Origin of the sequence: Planosporangium spinosum, from assembly GCF_049999945.1 — a bacterium.
GTDB classification, from domain to species: domain Bacteria; phylum Actinomycetota; class Actinomycetes; order Mycobacteriales; family Micromonosporaceae; genus Planosporangium; species Planosporangium spinosum.
This window is the reverse complement of the sequence record NZ_JBLYUB010000005.1, coordinates 219233-235627: the sequence shown is the minus strand read 5'-3', so window position 1 is coordinate 235627 and position 16395 is coordinate 219233. Positions and strand designations below refer to the sequence as shown.

Annotated in this window: 9 protein-coding genes; 2 read left to right on the top strand and 7 right to left on the bottom strand. The window is 73.7% G+C overall.

Annotated features, from left to right (window positions below):
* Positions 1–58 precede the first annotated feature (58 nt).
* Positions 59–1219 carry an acyl-CoA dehydrogenase family protein gene (locus tag ACNTMW_RS09590; RefSeq protein WP_426633067.1) on the bottom strand — a complete coding sequence of 387 codons (1161 nt, stop codon included), beginning with the start codon at positions 1217–1219 and terminating at the stop codon, positions 59–61.
* 247 nt (positions 1220–1466) lie between these two features.
* Here ACNTMW_RS09590 and ACNTMW_RS09585 point away from each other — a divergent pair, with 247 nt between their 5' ends.
* Entirely contained in the window at positions 1467–2891 is a 1425-nt protein-coding gene (locus tag ACNTMW_RS09585; RefSeq protein WP_426633066.1) for a UDP-glucose dehydrogenase family protein, read from the top strand.
* Positions 2892–3203: 312 nt separating this feature from the next.
* Positions 3204–8600, top strand: coding sequence for an SCO7613 C-terminal domain-containing membrane protein (locus ACNTMW_RS09580; protein ID WP_426633065.1), 5397 nt, complete (start codon positions 3204–3206; stop codon positions 8598–8600).
* A 38-nt stretch (positions 8601–8638) separates the two neighbouring features.
* On the opposite strand, the gene purE is transcribed toward ACNTMW_RS09580, so the two are convergent.
* The 6 genes from purE to ACNTMW_RS09550 all read right to left on the bottom strand — a co-directional run bounded on the left by purE (position 8639) and on the right by ACNTMW_RS09550 (position 16352).
* On the bottom strand, positions 8639–9136 hold the full coding sequence (purE, locus tag ACNTMW_RS09575) for a 5-(carboxyamino)imidazole ribonucleotide mutase (protein WP_426633064.1): 498 nt from the start codon (positions 9134–9136) through the stop codon (positions 8639–8641).
* Positions 9129–10271: a 5-(carboxyamino)imidazole ribonucleotide synthase gene (locus tag ACNTMW_RS09570; protein WP_426633063.1), complete on the bottom strand. Its 1143-nt coding sequence runs from the start codon at positions 10269–10271 to the stop codon at positions 9129–9131. The genes purE and ACNTMW_RS09570 overlap by 8 nt, the downstream gene beginning before the upstream one ends.
* 121 nt (positions 10272–10392) lie before the next feature.
* Positions 10393–10962 carry a hypothetical protein gene (locus ACNTMW_RS09565; protein WP_426633062.1) on the bottom strand — a complete coding sequence of 190 codons (570 nt, stop codon included), beginning with the start codon at positions 10960–10962 and terminating at the stop codon, positions 10393–10395.
* A 218-nt stretch (positions 10963–11180) separates the two neighbouring features.
* Positions 11181–13184 (bottom strand): thioredoxin domain-containing protein, encoded by a 2004-nt coding sequence (locus tag ACNTMW_RS09560; protein WP_426633061.1) that lies wholly within the window; start codon positions 13182–13184, stop codon positions 11181–11183.
* 113 nt (positions 13185–13297) lie between these two features.
* The gene (locus ACNTMW_RS09555; protein WP_426633060.1) at positions 13298–15874 is read right to left on the bottom strand and encodes a putative bifunctional diguanylate cyclase/phosphodiesterase; all 2577 of its coding nucleotides are present in this window, start codon (positions 15872–15874) and stop codon (positions 13298–13300) included.
* Between the two features lie 220 nt (positions 15875–16094).
* The gene (locus ACNTMW_RS09550) at positions 16095–16352 is read right to left on the bottom strand and encodes a hypothetical protein (RefSeq protein WP_426633059.1); all 258 of its coding nucleotides are present in this window, start codon (positions 16350–16352) and stop codon (positions 16095–16097) included.
* Between the last annotated feature and the right edge of the window lie 43 nt (positions 16353–16395).

The window sequence follows — 16395 nt, the reverse complement described above, 5'->3', positions numbered from 1 at the left end:
TGGAACCCGACCGCGTACGGTGGCCGGCGTGCTCCCGGCCGGACGCGGCCGGCGTGACTCAGCCGCGCAGCAGCTGACGGGCCATGACGATGCGCTGCACCTGGTTCGTGCCCTCGTAGATCTGGGTGATCTTGGCGTCACGCATCATCCGCTCCACCGGGAAGTCCCTGGTGTAGCCGTACCCGCCGAGGAGCTGAACCGCGTCAGTGGTGATCTCCATTGCGGCGTCGGACGCGAAGCACTTGGCCGCCGCGCCGAAGTACGTCAGGTCGGCGTCGCCGCGCTCGGACTTCCCCGCCGCGGCGTAGGTGAGCTGCCGGGCCGCCTCCACCTTCATGCCCATGTCGGCGAGCATGAACTGGATGCCCTGGAACTCGGCGACGGCCTTGCCGAACTGCTTACGCTCCTGGATGTAACCCTTGGCGAAGTCCAGCGCGCCCTGGGCGATGCCGACGGCCTGGGCGGCGATCGTCACCCGGGTGTGGTCGAGGGTGCGCATGGCGGTGGCGAAGCCGGTGCCGGGCGCCCCGATCATGCGGGAGGCCAGGATCCGGACGTTGTCGAAGTACACCTCGCGGGTCGGCGAGCCCTTGATGCCGAGCTTCTTCTCCGGTGCGCCGAAGCTCACACCGGCGTCGGACTTCTCCACCACGAACGCCGAGATGCCGCGGGCGCCCGTGCCCGGTTCGGTGACCGCGAACACGGTGTAGTACTCGGACACGCCCGCGTTGGTGATGAAGCACTTCGCGCCGTTGAGCACGTAGTGGTCGCCATCCCGCTCGGCGCGGGTCTTCATCGACGCGGCGTCGCTGCCCGCCTCCCGCTCGGTCAGGCAGTACGAGAACATCGCGTCCCCGGCCGCCACCGCCGGCAGGTACTGCCGCTTGAGCTCCTCGGACGCCGACAGCAGCAGCGGCATCGTGCCGAGCTTGTTGACCGCCGGGATCAGCGACGAGGAGGCGCACACCCGGGCCACCTCTTCGATCACGATCGCCGTGGCCAGCGCGTCGGCGCCGGCGCCTCCGTACTCGGCCGGGATGTGCGGAGCGTGGAAGTCGGCGGCACGCAGCGCGTCGTAGGACGCCTGCGGGAACTCCCCGGTCTCGTCGGCCGCCGTGGCGTTGGGCGCCACCTTGCCCTCACAGACCGCGCGCACCGCCTCCCGGATCGCCTGGTGCTCCTCCGGTAGTTGGTAGACGTCGAACTGTGCATCCGCCATGGCTGTAGCCTCCCGAAACGACGTGGGCGGCTGCCAGGATACCGACGGGTAACGAACGGCGGCCCCCGCGGTGGGTATGGTGCCGCTATCCTCGCCCGAGTGGCGTCCCGGCTGAACACGGTGGTGCACGCGCGGCGATTGACCCAATATCGACGTGATTTGTCCTAGCACAGATTCGATATATTGACACCGAGCGGCCCGCACCCACCCGTGCGCCGACGCTCACCACACCGACCGGAGACGTGGCGTGACCATCCCATACCCCAGCACGACACCCGCAGCCGTGACCCCTCCGTCCGGCGCCGCGCGTCCGCGCCTGACCTTCCTTGGCACCGGCTACCTCGGCGCCACCTACGCCATCTGCTTCGCCGAGCTGGGATACGAGGTCCTCGGCTTCGATGTCGACAAGGCCAAGATCGCGATGCTCTCCGAGGGCGAGGTGCCGTTCCACGAGCCCGGCCTCGACGAGCTGCTCAAGAAGAACCTCGCCTCCGGCAAGCTGCGCTTCTCGACCTCCTATGAGGAGGTGGCGGACTTCGGTGACGTGCACTTCATCTGCGTGGGTACGCCACAGCGCGCCGACGGCATGGCCGCCGACCTCTCCTATGTCGAGAGCGCTGTGACCAACCTCGCACCGCACCTGCAGCGCAAGGCGCTGATCGTGGGCAAGTCGACCGTACCGGTGGGCACGGCCGAATGGATCGAGCAGCTTGTCCGCCGCCACGCCCCCACCGACTCCGGAGTCGAGGTCGCGTGGAGCCCGGAGTTCCTCCAGGAGGGATTCGCCGTCGAGGACGTGCTCCGCCCCAACCGGATCATCATCGGCGTCAAGACCGAGTGGGCGAACGCCATGCTCTACGCCGCCCACAAGGGCGTGTTCGACCTGGCCGTGACCGAGGACCGCGAGGTACCGGTCGTGGTCACCGACTTCGCCACCGCCGAGCTGGTCAAGGTGGCCGCGAACGCGTTCCTCGCCACGAAGATCTCGTTCATCAACGCGATGGCCGAGGTCTGCGAGGCCGCCGGCGCCGACGTCACCATGCTCGCCCGCGCCATCGGCTACGACTCGCGCATCGGCAACAAGTTCCTGCGCGCCGGCGTCGGCTTCGGCGGCGGCTGCCTGCCTAAGGACATCCGCGCGTTCCAGGCCCGCGCCCAGGAACTCGGCGTCGGCGAGGCGCTGCGCTTCCTGCACGAGGTCGACCTGATCAACCAGCGCCGCCGCCAGCGCGTCGTCCAGCTCGCCGCCGAGCTGCTGGAGCGCCCGTACGGGCCGGCCGGCCCCGACCTGTCCGGCGTACGCATCGCGGTGCTCGGCGCGGCCTTCAAGCCCAACTCCGACGACGTGCGCGACTCGCCGGCCCTGTCCGTGGTGCGCAAGCTGGCCCGCTCCGGTGCGCTGGTGACGGTGTACGACCCGGAGGGCATGGAGAACGCCAAGCGCGAGGTCGGCGACGTCTCGTATGCCAAGGCCCTGACCGAGGCCGTGGCGGGCGCGGAACTCGTCTGCGTGCTCACCGAATGGGAGGAGTTCCGCAACGCCGACCCGCAGGCGCTGGGCGAGCTCGTCGCCGGGCGTCGGGTGATCGACGGCCGTAACTGCCTCGACCCCGCACTGTGGACCGCCGCCGGCTGGGAGTACCGCGGCATGGGCCGCCCCGTCCTGTCCTGACCGCCCGCCCCGTCCTGTCCTGACCGCCCGCCCCGTCCTGTCCTGACCGCCCGCCCCGTCCTGTCCTGACCGCCCGCCCCGTCCTGTCCTGACCGCCCGCCCCGCCCCTCCCCGTCCGGTCCTGATCGCCGCCCGCCATTCCGGGATAGGTTCGGCAAAGTTCGATCCGGGAACTTTCCGAACGTATCCATGATCGTGGCGGGCGGAACCTCACCGAACCACGCAGAATCTTCCTGTGGGGGCCTCGCGTGCGGGAAACTCCCGTAGGAGGCGCCGGGTGCGCGACGCACCCGGCGGGCGGGAGGGAGCGGCGTGGACACCTATCAGTGTCCGGTCTGCGGCGGCACGGTGACCCGGGAAGCGGGGTGCCGTCGCTGCGGAAGCCCCTACGACCAGGACGTCGCCGCGCTGGCGATGTTCAAGCGGACCGTGGCCGCGCTCGAGGCCAAGAAACGCCAGTACGAAAAGGACCAGCTGCTGCTGAAAGCGCAGCTCGCGCACGCCTCGGCGCAGCGCGATTCGCTGGCCCGCCGCGTTCGGGACAAGTTCGGCCGCGACACCGACGGCCGCGGGTCGACCCGTTCGCTGCGCTCGCGCATCAGCCGCCGGGGAGAGGCCACCCCCGTCAACGCGGTCCCTCACGCGGATCCCGCACCGGACGCACCGGCGACCCCCCAACCCCCGCCGGACATGCCGCCCGCAGGCGCGCCGAAGCCGCCGGCCACCACGAGCACCGGCGCGCCGAAACCGCCGGCCACCACGAGCACCGGCGCGCCGAAACCGCCGGCCACCACGAGCACCGGCGCGCCGAAGCGGTCGCCCGCCACCGGCGTGCCGAGCGCGCCACCCACCACCGGTGCGCCGCCGACGGTGCCACCGCAGCGGACGCCGCCGGCCACCCCGCCCGGCCGCGGGCTACCGCCCGCCATCGCCGCCCGCCTGCCCGGCGTGCTGGCGGAGGGCTCGGAGCGCACCCGGGTCCGCACCCCCGCCACCCCCCGGCCGCCGACGGCGAGGCCGGGCCGCCTCGGCGGCGCGGAGACCACCACGGCGACCTCCCAGAGCGTGCTGCTGGCCGTGGGCGGCCTGCTGCTGGCCGGCGCCGCCGTCGTACTCGCGGTGTTCGGGTTCGGCAGTCTCGGTGCCACCGGCCGGGTCGCGCTGCTCACCCTCGCCACGGTCATCCTGCTGATGCTGCCGGTGCGGCTGAAACTGCACGGGCTGGCCGCCACCGCCGAGACACTCGCCTCCGTCGGGCTGCTGATGGTGCTGCTCGACGGGTACGTCACCTGGTCGCTCGGGCTGTTCGGCGCGCCGTCGGTCCCCACTCCGGTCTACTTCGGATTCGTGTGCCTCGCGACGGCCGCCGTCGCCACCGCGTACCGGGGCGCCAGCCACCTCGTCGCCCCCCGGTACGCCACGGTCCTGGTGCTGCAACCGGTACTGCCGCTGCTCGGGTACGAGTGGATCGACGGCCCCGTCGGCTGGGCACTGGTGCTCGCCGGGGTGGCCGCGCTCGACCTGGCCCTCGGCACCAGCCTCAGCCGCCCGGGCCGGTTCGCGGCGCTGGCCGGGCTGGTCCCGCCGGTACAGCGACACCTGGGGCACCGCGCCGAGCCAGCGCCCGAACCCGAACCGGTCGAACCCACCGGCACGCCGATGCGCCCGGAGAGCGCCCCTGAGGAGCCCGACGACGTCAAGACCGTGGCCGACCTGCCCGACCGACCGGCGGAGCCGGCCAAGCGGCCGGTGCCGCGGTCGGCCGCGGCACCGGCCGCAGCGGCGGCAGGGACCGCACCGACCCTCCGGCCGCCGGCCATCCTGCGCGACCTGACCTGGGTGCTGTTCACGCTCGCGTTCGGAGCGTCGCTGGCCTACGCCACCGTCGCGCTGTTGACCGCCACGTCGCCGCTGCCGGTCGTACAGGCCGCGCTGGCGATGCTGCTCGCCGCCGGTCTCGGCCTGGCCGGTGCGCTGACCTGGCGGCGCCGGCCGCTGCCGGACCTGGCCGGCGCGCTCGCCACCTTCGCGATCGTCGGCGCGGTCACCCGCGTCGGCATGGTCACCCTGCCCGGGCGTGCCCTGCTGTTCGCCGCCCTGGCGGTCGCGGTCGCCGCCGTGGTGGTGCGCCTGCTGCCGACACCGGCCCGGCACGGCCCGAGACTGGCCAGCAGCGCCTCGGCGGCGGTCACCGCGCTGGCCCTGCTCGCCACGGTCGTACCGGCCATCGTCGCCCCGGTCCGGGCCGCGTTCCCGTGGTGGCACGCCGACCTCACCGGGTACCCCGCCCGGGTAGCCGCCGAGGCCGGCCCCACCGGCTGGCACCTGGTCGTGGCCGGCGCCTTGCTGACCCTCGCGGTGGCGCTGGCGCTGCCCGGCCCGGCGCGCGTCAACGCCGCCCTCGCCGGAGGCGTACTCACGGTGCTGACCCTGCCCGCGGCCGGCCATCTCAACTGGGTGGTGACCCCGACGGTCCTGGTCGTCGTCGCGATCCTGGTCGGCGCGAGCGGACTGGCCGCACCCGACGAGAACTCCGCGAACGGCTTCGTGGCCGCCGCCGGCGTGATCGGCGGGTACGCCGCGCTCACCGGCCTCACCCATCCCGCCATGACGTCGCTGACCCTGGCCGCGATCACGCTGGGCGGATTCATGATCGCGATGTTGCGGCCGGCGCCGACCGATCCCCGTACCGAACTCGTCGGCCAACGCGTCGCCGCCTGGGCCGCCGGTGGCGCCGCGTTCGCACTGCCCGGTGCCGTCTGCTCCGGCCTCACGGCGCTGGTACGCGAGTCCGTCTTCCCCGGCGCCGGGGCGTCGTTCGTCCTCGCCGGCGGCTTCGTCGCGGTGTCCGGCACCCTCGCGTACGCCGCCGTCCGGCTGGTCTCCGGGCGCCGGGAGAACCGGCCGCTGCTGCTCGGCACGTTCCTCGGCACCTTCGTGGTGGCCGTGGCGACCCTGGTCGCCCGCGGTACGACCATCGTCGACATGGCCGTCGGCCTGCTGCTCGTCGCCAGCGCGATCCTGCTGTGGACCGCACCCTCGCTGAGCGACCGGGTCATCTTCGGCCAGCGGTTGAACGGCCGTGACGTCGCCGCCGGGGCCGTCGCCGCGAGCGCCACCGTCGCGCTGGCCCGGGTACTCGCCCTCGTCGTTCCCGGCGTCGGCCTGGTGACCACGGCCGTGCTGGTCCTCACCGTCGCGGTCGCGGTCCGGGCGATGCCGGCGCCGCAGCGACGCGGACCGGTCGCCGGGGAGATGGTCGTCGGCGCCGTCATCGCGGCGGTCTGCGGCGTCGCCGCCCTCGGCGCCGCGGTCGGAGTGATCGGGGCGGCCCACCCGGTGTGGCGGGCCAGCCTCGGCCCGGCGTGGCAGGAGGCCGCCTCCCGGTACACCCCGTACGGCTGGCAGACGCCGGTGGCGTTGCTGCTGATCGGCCTCGCGGCCCTGGTCGTGGTGCCGGGCGCGCTCGGCGACGGCATCGCGACCGTCACGCTGGGGCTCGCCGCGGTGGCCGCGCCGGTCGCGTTCGAGCTGCCGTGGTGGTCACCGATGGCGATCGGCCTGCTGGCGATGTTGGGGCTCGGCGTCGCCGCGGCCCTGGCCGACCGGCCCCGGGTTGCGTTCACCCGGGCCACCGTCGCCGCGATGCTCGCCCTCTACGTCGCCGCGGCCAGCCTGGTGCGGCCCGCGTCGACCGCGGCCACCCTGGAGAGCGTCGCGCTGGTCGCCTCGCTGGTCGCCGCCCTCGCCGGGGTACGCCTGGCCGACACCCGCACCGCGGGTGCCCGCCTCGCCCGGGCCCACCTGGTACCCGTCGGCGGGGGCGCGTGCGCCGCGGCCGTGCTCGCGCTCGCCGGCGCGGCCGGTGCCATCGCGGGCGGCGGGGGGCACCCGGCGCCGGTGGTCCTCGCCGGTGCCCTCGCCGCCACCAGCACGGCGCTACCCGTCGCCGGCCTGGCCTGCTGGCGGATACCCGGCTTCCTGTCGTACGTGACCGGCGCGGTGGCCGTGTCGTGCACCGTGATCGCGCTCGCGGCCCTCCCCCACGGCCTGCCCGTCGGCCTGTACGGGGCGACCGGTGCCCTGCTCGGCGTGCTCGCCGAGCTGATGCGTGTCGGCGCGGTGCGGCGGGCCGGCTGGCGGGTCGAGGACGGCTGGCAGCCGGTGGGCGACTGGAGCGCGAGCCGCTCCGGATGGCAGCTCCCCCGATGGGTGCCCGGCGGGAGCCGGTTCGGCGGCCGGTGGTGGCGCCCGGCGGGCGAGCCAATCCGCTTCGGCACCGGCGCGGCGGCGGCGAGCGCGGTGCCCGCCGCCATCGCGGTGGCCGCCGTCTCGCTGCCGCTCGTCGCCGCGCTCCTGGGGCCGTACCACTTCGCCCTGCACCCCTGGACGTCCACGCTGACCGGGTCGGCCGACCTCACACCGTTCAACGGCTGGAAGGCGCACGCGACCGATGTGATCGCGGTGGCGGTGCTGACGTTCGCCGCCGCACTCGCCGCCATCGGGTTGGGCGGCGAGCGCGGGCAGATCGCCGACCGGATGGTGGCCGTCGTGGTACCCGGCGCCGGCCTCACCATGCTGCTCTTCCCGGCCGGTACCGGCCACGGCTCCCTCCAGGCGGCGTTCGCCCTGATGGTGACGACGCTGTGCGGGTTGAGCCTGGCGTTGACCCGGCCACCGGCGCCGGACAGCGTCGACGGCGGACGGATGCGGGTCGCCCGGCGGTTGGTGTTCGCGCTGGCCGTGCTCGCCACGCTCGCCGGTCAGCTGGGCAGCCTCGCGACCCGGTCGATGACCGTCCAGGCCCTCGCCGGCTCGGTCGTGGTCGGCGCGATCGCCGCCCTCTGGGGCCGGTACCCGCTGGCCCGCATCCTCGGCTGGCACGTCGCCGTCGGCGCGGCCGGGCTGCTCGCCGTCGCCGCGAGCCTGGCCGCCGGCCACCCCGCCCGCTGGGCGGCGTTCCCGCTGCTGGGCGTGTGCGCGGTCGCCGTCGCGCTGGCCGCCACCCTGCCGCGGATCCGGCCGACCGAATCCACCGAAGCCGAGGTCACGGTCATCGAGGCGACCGCGTTCCTCGGCATGGGCGGGGCGCTCGCGCTCACCCTCGGCGCCGCCCGGTACACCGCGCTGGTCTGCACCGCGCTCGGCGCGATCCTCGGCCTTGCCGCGCTGCGCCCCGGCCGCCCGGAGAAGTACCTGCAGGGCCTGATCTTCGCCGCCTCGGCGGCGGAGGTCGCCGGCGTGTGGCTGCTGATGAGTACCGGCCGGGTCGCCCTGCCCGAGGCGTACAGCCTGCCGTTCGCCGTGTTCGCCCTGCTGGTGGGCGCCTTCGAGCTGCACCGGCGGCCGGATCTGGGGAGCTGGCTGGCGTACGGGCCGGCGCTGGTCGCCGGGTTCCTGCCCAGCCTGGCCCTGGTGCTGATGACCGACACCGCGCCGCTGCGGCGGGTACTCGTGATCGTCGCCGGTGTCCTGATCCTCGCCATCGGGAGCGTGCGCCGCCAGAAGGCGCCGGTCGTCGTGGGCAGCGTGGTGACCGCGGTGGCGACGCTGCACGAGCTGCTGCGGCTGTCGGCCATGCTGCCCTGGTGGGTGCTGCTGGTCCTGTTCGGCGCCGCCGGTGCGCTGCTGGTCGGCCTCGGTGCCACGTACGAGAAGCGCCGCCAGAACGTGGCGAGGCTGCGCGGCGCCCTCAACCGCCTGCGGTAATCCAACGATCGTGGGCGGTTGGACCGCCCATGACCGGTCTAACTGTCCAAGATCTCGGATTGGAGCGCCGCGTCCTTGTCGGCCACCAGGCGCTTGAGCTCCTCCTGGTAGGTCGCCATCCGCGCGCGCAGGGGCTCGTCCCAGGCCCCCAGGATGCGTACGGCGAGGAGGCCGGCGTTGCGGGCGCCGCCGATGGAGACCGTGGCGACCGGCACCCCGGCCGGCATCTGCACGATGGACAGCAGCGAGTCCATCCCGTCGAGGTACTTCAACGGCACCGGTACGCCGATCACCGGCAGCGGCGTCGCCGCGGCCACCATGCCCGGCAGGTGGGCCGCGCCACCCGCCCCCGCGATGATCACCTTCAGGCCGCGGGCGGCGGCGGTGTGCGCGTACTCGAGCATCTTCTCGGGCGTACGGTGCGCCGACACGACGTGCGCCTCGAACGCCACGTCGAACTCGGCGAGCGCCTCGGCGGCGGCCTTCATGACGGGCCAGTCCGAGTCGCTGCCCATGATCACGCCGACGTCAGGCATGCGGGTCTCCACCCTCGGTCAGCCAGCGGGCCGCCCGCGCGGCGCGGGCCCGTACGTCCGCCAGGTCGTCGCCGAGCACCGTCACGTGTCCGATCTTGCGACCGGGGCGGACCTGCTTGCCGTACAGGTGGACGCGGGCGCCCGGCTCGGCGGCGAACAGGTGGTGCAGTCGCTCGTCGATCGGCATCCCGCCCTCGGTGCCACCGAGAACGTTGGCCATCACCACCACCGGCGCGGCCAGGGACGTGTCGCCGAGCGGATAGTCGAGCACCGCGCGCAGGTGCTGCTCGAACTGCGAGGTACGCGCGCCCTCGATGGTCCAGTGCGCGGAGTTGTGCGGGCGCATCGCCAGCTCGTTGACGACGAGGCCGTCGGCCGTCTCGAACAGCTCGACCGCGAGGAGCCCGACGACACCGAGCGCGTTGGCGACCTCGATGGCGAGCTTCTCGGCGGCGACCGCGAGATCCTCGGACAGGTTCGGCGCGGGCGCGAGCACCTCGACGCAGATCCCGTCGCGCTGCACGGTCTCCACGACCGGGTACGCGGCGACCTGGCCGAACGGCGAACGCGCCACGACCGCGGACAGCTCGCGCCGCAGCGCCACCTTCTCCTCGACGATCAACTCGACGTCCGGCAGCGGGTCGTCGGGACCGACGACCCAGACGCCGCGCCCGTCGTACCCACCGCGCACCGCCTTGACCACGACCGGCCAGCCGGTCTCGGCGGCGAAGTCGGCGACGTCCTCCCGCGCGGAGACCGGACGCCAGCGCGGCACCGGCAGGCCCAGCTCGGACAGGCGCTCCCGCATGGCCCGCTTGTCCTGGGCGTACCGCAGGGCGTCGGCGCCGGGGAGCACCGTGACCCCCTCGGCGGCGAGCGCACGGATATGTTCGCCCGGGACGTGTTCGTGGTCGAACGTGACCACGTCACAGCCCTTGGCGAAGTCACGTAGCGCGGCGAGGTCGGTGTGGTGGCCGATGACGACGTCGCGGGCCACCAGTGCGGCACCGTCGTCGGGTGCGGCGGCGAGTATCCGGAGCGACTGGCCGAGCGCGATCGCGGCCTGGTGGGTCATCCGGGCCAACTGGCCGCCGCCCACCATGCCGACGACGGGCAGTCCGGTGTGGGAATCCATCGGCGCAAAGAGTACTGACCCGACGGGGCGGCCCGCCAGCGACGTCCCGACGCGTCCCGCCCGTGGCGTTCCCGACAGGGCGCCCCGCTCGTATGGAAGCCGGCCTACACCGGAAGCCGGCCTACAACGCCGGGCCTCGCCTGCGCAGCTCGTCGACCGCCCCCATCGCGTCGCGCAACTCACCCAACCAGGCGTCGGCATGTTGGCCGACCAGGTTCACGCACCAGGCGAGGGCGTCCGATCGGGAGCGGGCCACGCCGGCGGCGACGAGCGTGTCCAGCACCTGCCGGTCAGGCTGGCGTAGCCGGGTCATCACCGGCGCGGACAGCGTCGTGAACATCTCCCGGGTGCCGCCGGCGACCGCGCCCCAGCCGACCTTGCGCCGGTACCGGTGCTCCAGCTGCCGCGCGATAGCGATCCGCCGGTCGCGGGTCGACTCCCGGAACGAGGCGATCCTGCCCTGCTCTGCCGTGGCACGGTCGGCATCGGTCGCGCCTTCGGCCAGCGTCGGCTCCGGGAGCCGGCCGACGATGACGATCTCGTCCCGGTCGATCGTGATCTCCGGCACCTCGGTGAACCAGCCGTCCGGGACCGCACCGCTGATCCAGGCGGCGGCGTCGTCGGTGGGCGGTGGCTCGACGCGGCCGCCACCGCGGCTCCAACCTGCGCCTGCCCAGTGTTCCTTCCTCATCACGACCTCCCCGGTGCAGCGATTACATGCTTACATCGTTGCACCGCCGTAGGGCGAAAACCATCCCCCGACGGCGAATGGTGCGCCCGCAGTCGGTGAACAGCGCGATCCGTCGACGGCCGACGGGAGGAACCGGCCGACCGGAGACCACGGCCCGACCGCAGAGCCCGACCGGCGACCACGGCCCGGCCGCAGAGCCCGGCCGGACAGCGCGGCGCCTACGTCTGCGGCGCCTGCGCCAGCTTGGCGACCAGGTCGTCCACCGTCGTCACCGGCGCATCGCAGACGAAGCCGCGACACACGTACGCGGTCGCCCGGCCGTCCCGCAGCGGCCGGCCCACCAGCAGCGGCACGCCGGGAGCGTCCGGTTCCCCGGCGACGATGACCGCACCGGGCGGGGCGGCCCACCACGCGGCGGCGGCCAATGGCTCGGTGTCGGCGGCCATACCCGCGATCGCCACCTCGTACGGGCCGGACAGCAGCGCCTCGGCCGTGGCGCAGGAGTACCCCGTGAACCGGGCGTGCTGCGCGGCGAGCGCGGAGACCTTCGCCAGCGCGAGCTCGGCCGTATCGCGGTACCGCTTGTCGCCGGTCAGCGCGGAGTACGCGGTCAGCGCGGCAGCCAGCGCCGACAGGCCCGACGGGGTGGCGTTGTCGGTCGGGTCGGCGGGCCTGGTGACCAGCCGCTCGGCGTCGTCGGCGGTGTCGTAGAAGCCGCCGGTACCGTCGGCGAAGTGCGCGACGGCGGTGTCGAGCAGCTGCCCGGCGAGGTCCAGCCAACGCCCCTCGCCGCAGTACTGGTGCAGCGCACAGAACGCCTCGGCGACCGCGCCGTGGTCTTCCAGCACCCCGGCCGGCTCGCCGACCACGCCGCCCCGCGACACGCGCCGCAGCCGGCCGTCGACGATGTGCCCGGCCAGTACGTTCCCGGCCTGCACCATGGCCGCCTCGATCGCCAGGGCGTTGCTCTCCCGGTCACGCACGATCGACAGGTACTCCGCCAGCGCCGTCACCACCAGCCCGTTCCACGCCGCGACGACCTTGTCGTCACGGGCCGGCTGCGGCCGGCCGGCGCGCGCACCGCGCAGCAGCATCCGGATCCGCTCGAGGCGTTCGAGGTCCTCCGGGTCGGCCGGCAACTGCAGGACGCTCGTGCCGTGCTCGAACGTCCCCTCCGCGGTGACGTTGAAGACCGCGGCCGCCCAGTTGGCATCGTCGTCGCCCAGCACCTCGGCGAGCCCGTGCGGCGTCCACACGTACGTGAGTCCCTCGACCCCGTCGGTGTCGGCGTCCAGCGCGGACGCGAACCCGCCCTCGCCGGTCCGCATCTCGCCGAGCAGGAAGTCCACGGTCTCCCGGGCCACCCGCAGCGCCAGTTCGTCGCCGGTCAGCCGCCAGAGGTGGGTGTACACGCGCAGCAGGAGCGCGTTGTCGTAGAGCATCTTCTCGAAGTGCGGCACCGTCCAGGTGCGGTCGACGCTGTACCGGGCGAAGCCGCCGGCGAGCTGGTCGTAGATGCCGCCGCGGGCCATCGCCTCGCCGGTCCGACGGGCCATCTCCAGTGACTCCGGTGAGCCGGTGCGCTGGTGGTGGCGCAGCAGGAAGAGCAGGTTCATGTGCGGCGGGAACTTGGGCGCGCCGCCGAACCCGCCGTACTCGCGGTCGTACTCGCGCCACAGTGACGCGGCGGCGGCGTCGAGCACGCGGTCGGTCATCGCCCCCGACGGCAGGTCGCGCCCGCCGGCGCGGCTGATCGCCCCGACGACGGCGGCGCTCTGGCGCAGGACGGCCTCGCGGTTGTCGCGCCAGGCCTCCGCCACCGACTGCACCAGGCGCACGAAGTTGGGGCGGGGGAAGTAGGTACCGCAGAAGAACGGCTCCCCGTCGGGCGTGGCGAAGACCGTCATGGGCCAGCCACCCTGACCCGTCATCGCCTGGGTGGCGGTCATGTACACCGCGTCGACGTCGGGGCGTTCCTCCCGGTCGACCTTCACCGGTACGCACGCCTCGTTGACCACGGCCGCCACGCCCTCGTGCGCGAAGCTCTCGTGGGCCATGACGTGGCACCAGTGGCACGCCGCATACCCGACGGAGATTAGCAGCGGCACGTCCCGGCGCCGCGCCTCGGCGAACGCCTCTGGCCCCCACTCCCACCAGTCGACCGGGTTGTCGGCGTGTTGTTGCAGGTAGGGCGAGGTCGCATCCGCCAGACGGTTGGCCATACATCCACCCTACGCGGGCGCAAGATCGGCACAACTTCCCGGAAGTCGTGGCCTCGGCGCCGTCCTGAGACCACAACGTCCGGGAAGTTGTGACGATCAACGGCGACCACAGATCAGCCCGCGTCGTCCTGGCGCAGCGGCAGGACGTCGGCCGTACTCAACTCGTGCAGCACCGCGGTGACCCGGTCCGGCGGCATCGGCGGGTGGAACAGGTAGCCCTGCGCGCCGGTGCAGCCCATGGCCGCGAGTTCGGCGCGCTGCTCGGCGGTCTCCACGCCTTCGGCGATGACCCGCAGGCCGAGCCGGTGGGCGAGGTCGACGGTGGTCCGCACGATCGCCCCGGCCTCCGGGGACTCCACCATGCGCCGCACGAAGCTACGGTCGATCTTGACCTCGTCGACGGTCACCCGGGTCAGGAACGTCAGCGACGAGTACCCGGTGCCGAAGTCGTCGACAGCGAGCTGAACGCCCATGTCACGCAGGGCCGACAGGACGTCGTCGATGACGGCCAGCTCGCTCATCACCACCGTCTCGGTGATCTCCAGTACGAGCCGCTCCGGGCGGACCCCGTGCCGGGCCAGCAGCGCGGCGACGTCGCCGGGCAGGCCGGCGTCGAGCAGGCTGCGCGGCGACAGGTTGACCGCGACGGGTACGTCGAGCCCGTCGGCGGCCCAGCGCGCCGCCACGGCGAGCGTCCGGTCGAGCACGTACCGGGTGAAGTCGCCGAGCAGCTCACTGTGCTCGATGACGGCGACGAAGTCGTCGGGCAGCAGTACGCCCCGGCGCGGGTGCTCCCAGCGGACCAGCGCTTCGACGCCCGTGACGCCACCGTCGTCGAGCCGGACCGCCGGCTGCATGGCAAGGGTGAACTGGTCGTCCGCGACGAGCGCCTCGCGCGCCTCGGCCAGCAGGGACAGCCGGTCGGTATTGGCGAGATCGCGGTCCGGCTCGTACCGGGCGACGCTCGCCCCGCCTCGTTTGGCCTGGTACATCGCGATGTCCGCGCGGCGTAGCAGCTCCGCCAGGTCGACCGTGCCGGCGTCGGCCACGACGACCCCCACTGACACCTCCACCGACAGTTGGACACCCGCTACCTCGCTCGGCACGGCGATCCTGGTGACCAGGTTCCGGGCGCGGATCAACGCGTGCCCCCACTGGGTGGTGTACTCCGCCGCCGACGGCTGCGGCCGCGGTGACTCCGGCGGGACCGGCTGAAGCTGGCCGGGCTGAAGCTGAGCGGGCGGCGGCAGGTACGGCGGCTGGGCCGCGCCGTCCGTGGGCAGCGCGGGCAGCAGGAGCGCGAACTCGTCCCCACCCAGCCGGGCCGCCAGCTCACCGGGGCCGAGCCCGTCGGCCAGCCGGGACGCGGTGATCTGCAACAGCAGGTCACCGGCGGCGTGCCCGAGGGTGTCGTTGACGTCCTTGAAGTGGTCGAGGTCGAGCAGCAGCAGTGCGACCGGCGCCTCGCCGGGCAGTTCGCGTAGCAGACGATCACCGGCCGCCAGGAAGCCGGCGCGGTTGGCCAGCCCGGTGAGCGGGTCATGGGCCAGGTCGCGGGTGCTGCGCTCGCCCATCATCCGCAGTTCCGCGTGGGTGGTGGCGTCGTGCAGCGCCGCCGCGAGGGCGTCGGCGTACGCGGCGAACATGAGCCGGTCCCTGCCGCTCATCGGCTGCGGCGTGCGCCGCCGTAGCCGCAGCTCGCCGATGCGTACCCCGCCCACGGAGAGGTCCCGGGCGACGGTGTCGGGCTCGTCGGCCGCGCTCGGCTGCCACTCGACGACCTCGCCGTCGGGTGAGCCCGCGTACGCCCGCGCCGGGCCGGCGTCCGCGGTCAGGGTCAGCCGGGCCCACTCGGCGCCGAACAGCCGGAGCGCGCCCTCGATACCGGCGGCCACCGCACCGTGCCCGTCGAGCCGGTTGAGCCGGCGGGTCGCCTCGGCGAACGTCTGCCAGTTGCGCCGGTCGTCGTCGGTGCGCACCCGGTACGCGTACGCCTGTTGCAGCAGCCACAGCGCCGGTGGCAGCAGCGCCAGCCAGCGCGCGTTCACCCCGTACAGCGCGACGACGAGCAGGCCGACGACGACGTTGCCGACGATCATCGGCAGCTTGGTGGTGTTGGCCCGCCACATCACCGGCGGGACCGGTTCGCCGTGTTGGCGGGCCACCCGCCAGGAGACCATGACCAGGCCGGTGACCGCGTACGCGGCGGCCGCCAGCAGCAGCGCCACACCGGTCCGCACGGTGAGCGGGTGCCGGTAGGTCACGGTGACCAGGTTGGCGGCGGTCGCCGCGGCGGCGCTGGCCAGCGTGAGCACCGCGACGCCCCACACCATCGTGCCGGACCTGCGGCGCTCCGGGCCGAACGCCTGGAGCGCCCGGGCCAGCCCGACGCCGGCGAGCGTCACCGGCGGAATCCACGCCGCCGGCAGCAGCACACAGAGGATCACGACGGCCGACTCGCCCCAGGCCAGCCCGACGCTCCCGGCGCCGACCCGGACCCGCAGGACAGGCAGCTGGGCGGCAGCGACCAGGCCGATCGCCGCGGCGATCCAGCCGGGATGCGGTACGGGCTGGTCCAGCGCCGGCACGCCGGTGTGCACGAACTGGCCGCCGACTCCGAAGCAGACGGCGGCCAGCGCGAACGCGAGCAGCGGCACCACCGTGCCCTGTCGTCGCTGCGGTGCCGTCATCCGCCGTACCTCTCCCGCCCCGGAGCCCAGGCGTAGGCCTCCTCGGGGAGAGTAGCTGTACGGCCGTCGATAGCACATCGGTCGTGCCGGCTACGGGCCCCACCTGTCCGGCGGCCGGAACCTCAAGGACGGTGGTCGCGGCGACGACATACCGGCGGGCCGGCCGGACGGGTGAGATGGCTCACCGGTCACGGACGGCCCGCACGGCGCGGAGTCGTGGCTACCGCTTCGTGGACTCCTTGGGCGCGGTCGGCTGCGCTCCGGGTTCCTCCTCGGGAGCGGAGCCGGCGGTATCGGTCGACGAGAAGTTGTTCGGCAGCCGGCGCAGCCTGCTGTTCATGTTCCTGATCAGCAGCACCGTGCCGATCACCAGCACGAGGATGACGAACAGGCCCATCGGCCCGGCGAGCCCACCGGACCTGGTATCACCGAAGTTGTTCGCCGCGACGCTGTCGGCGAGCAGGGTGAACGCGTTCATGCCCTAGACGGTACGCCTATGCGCGCGCCGGCCCGGGCGGCCG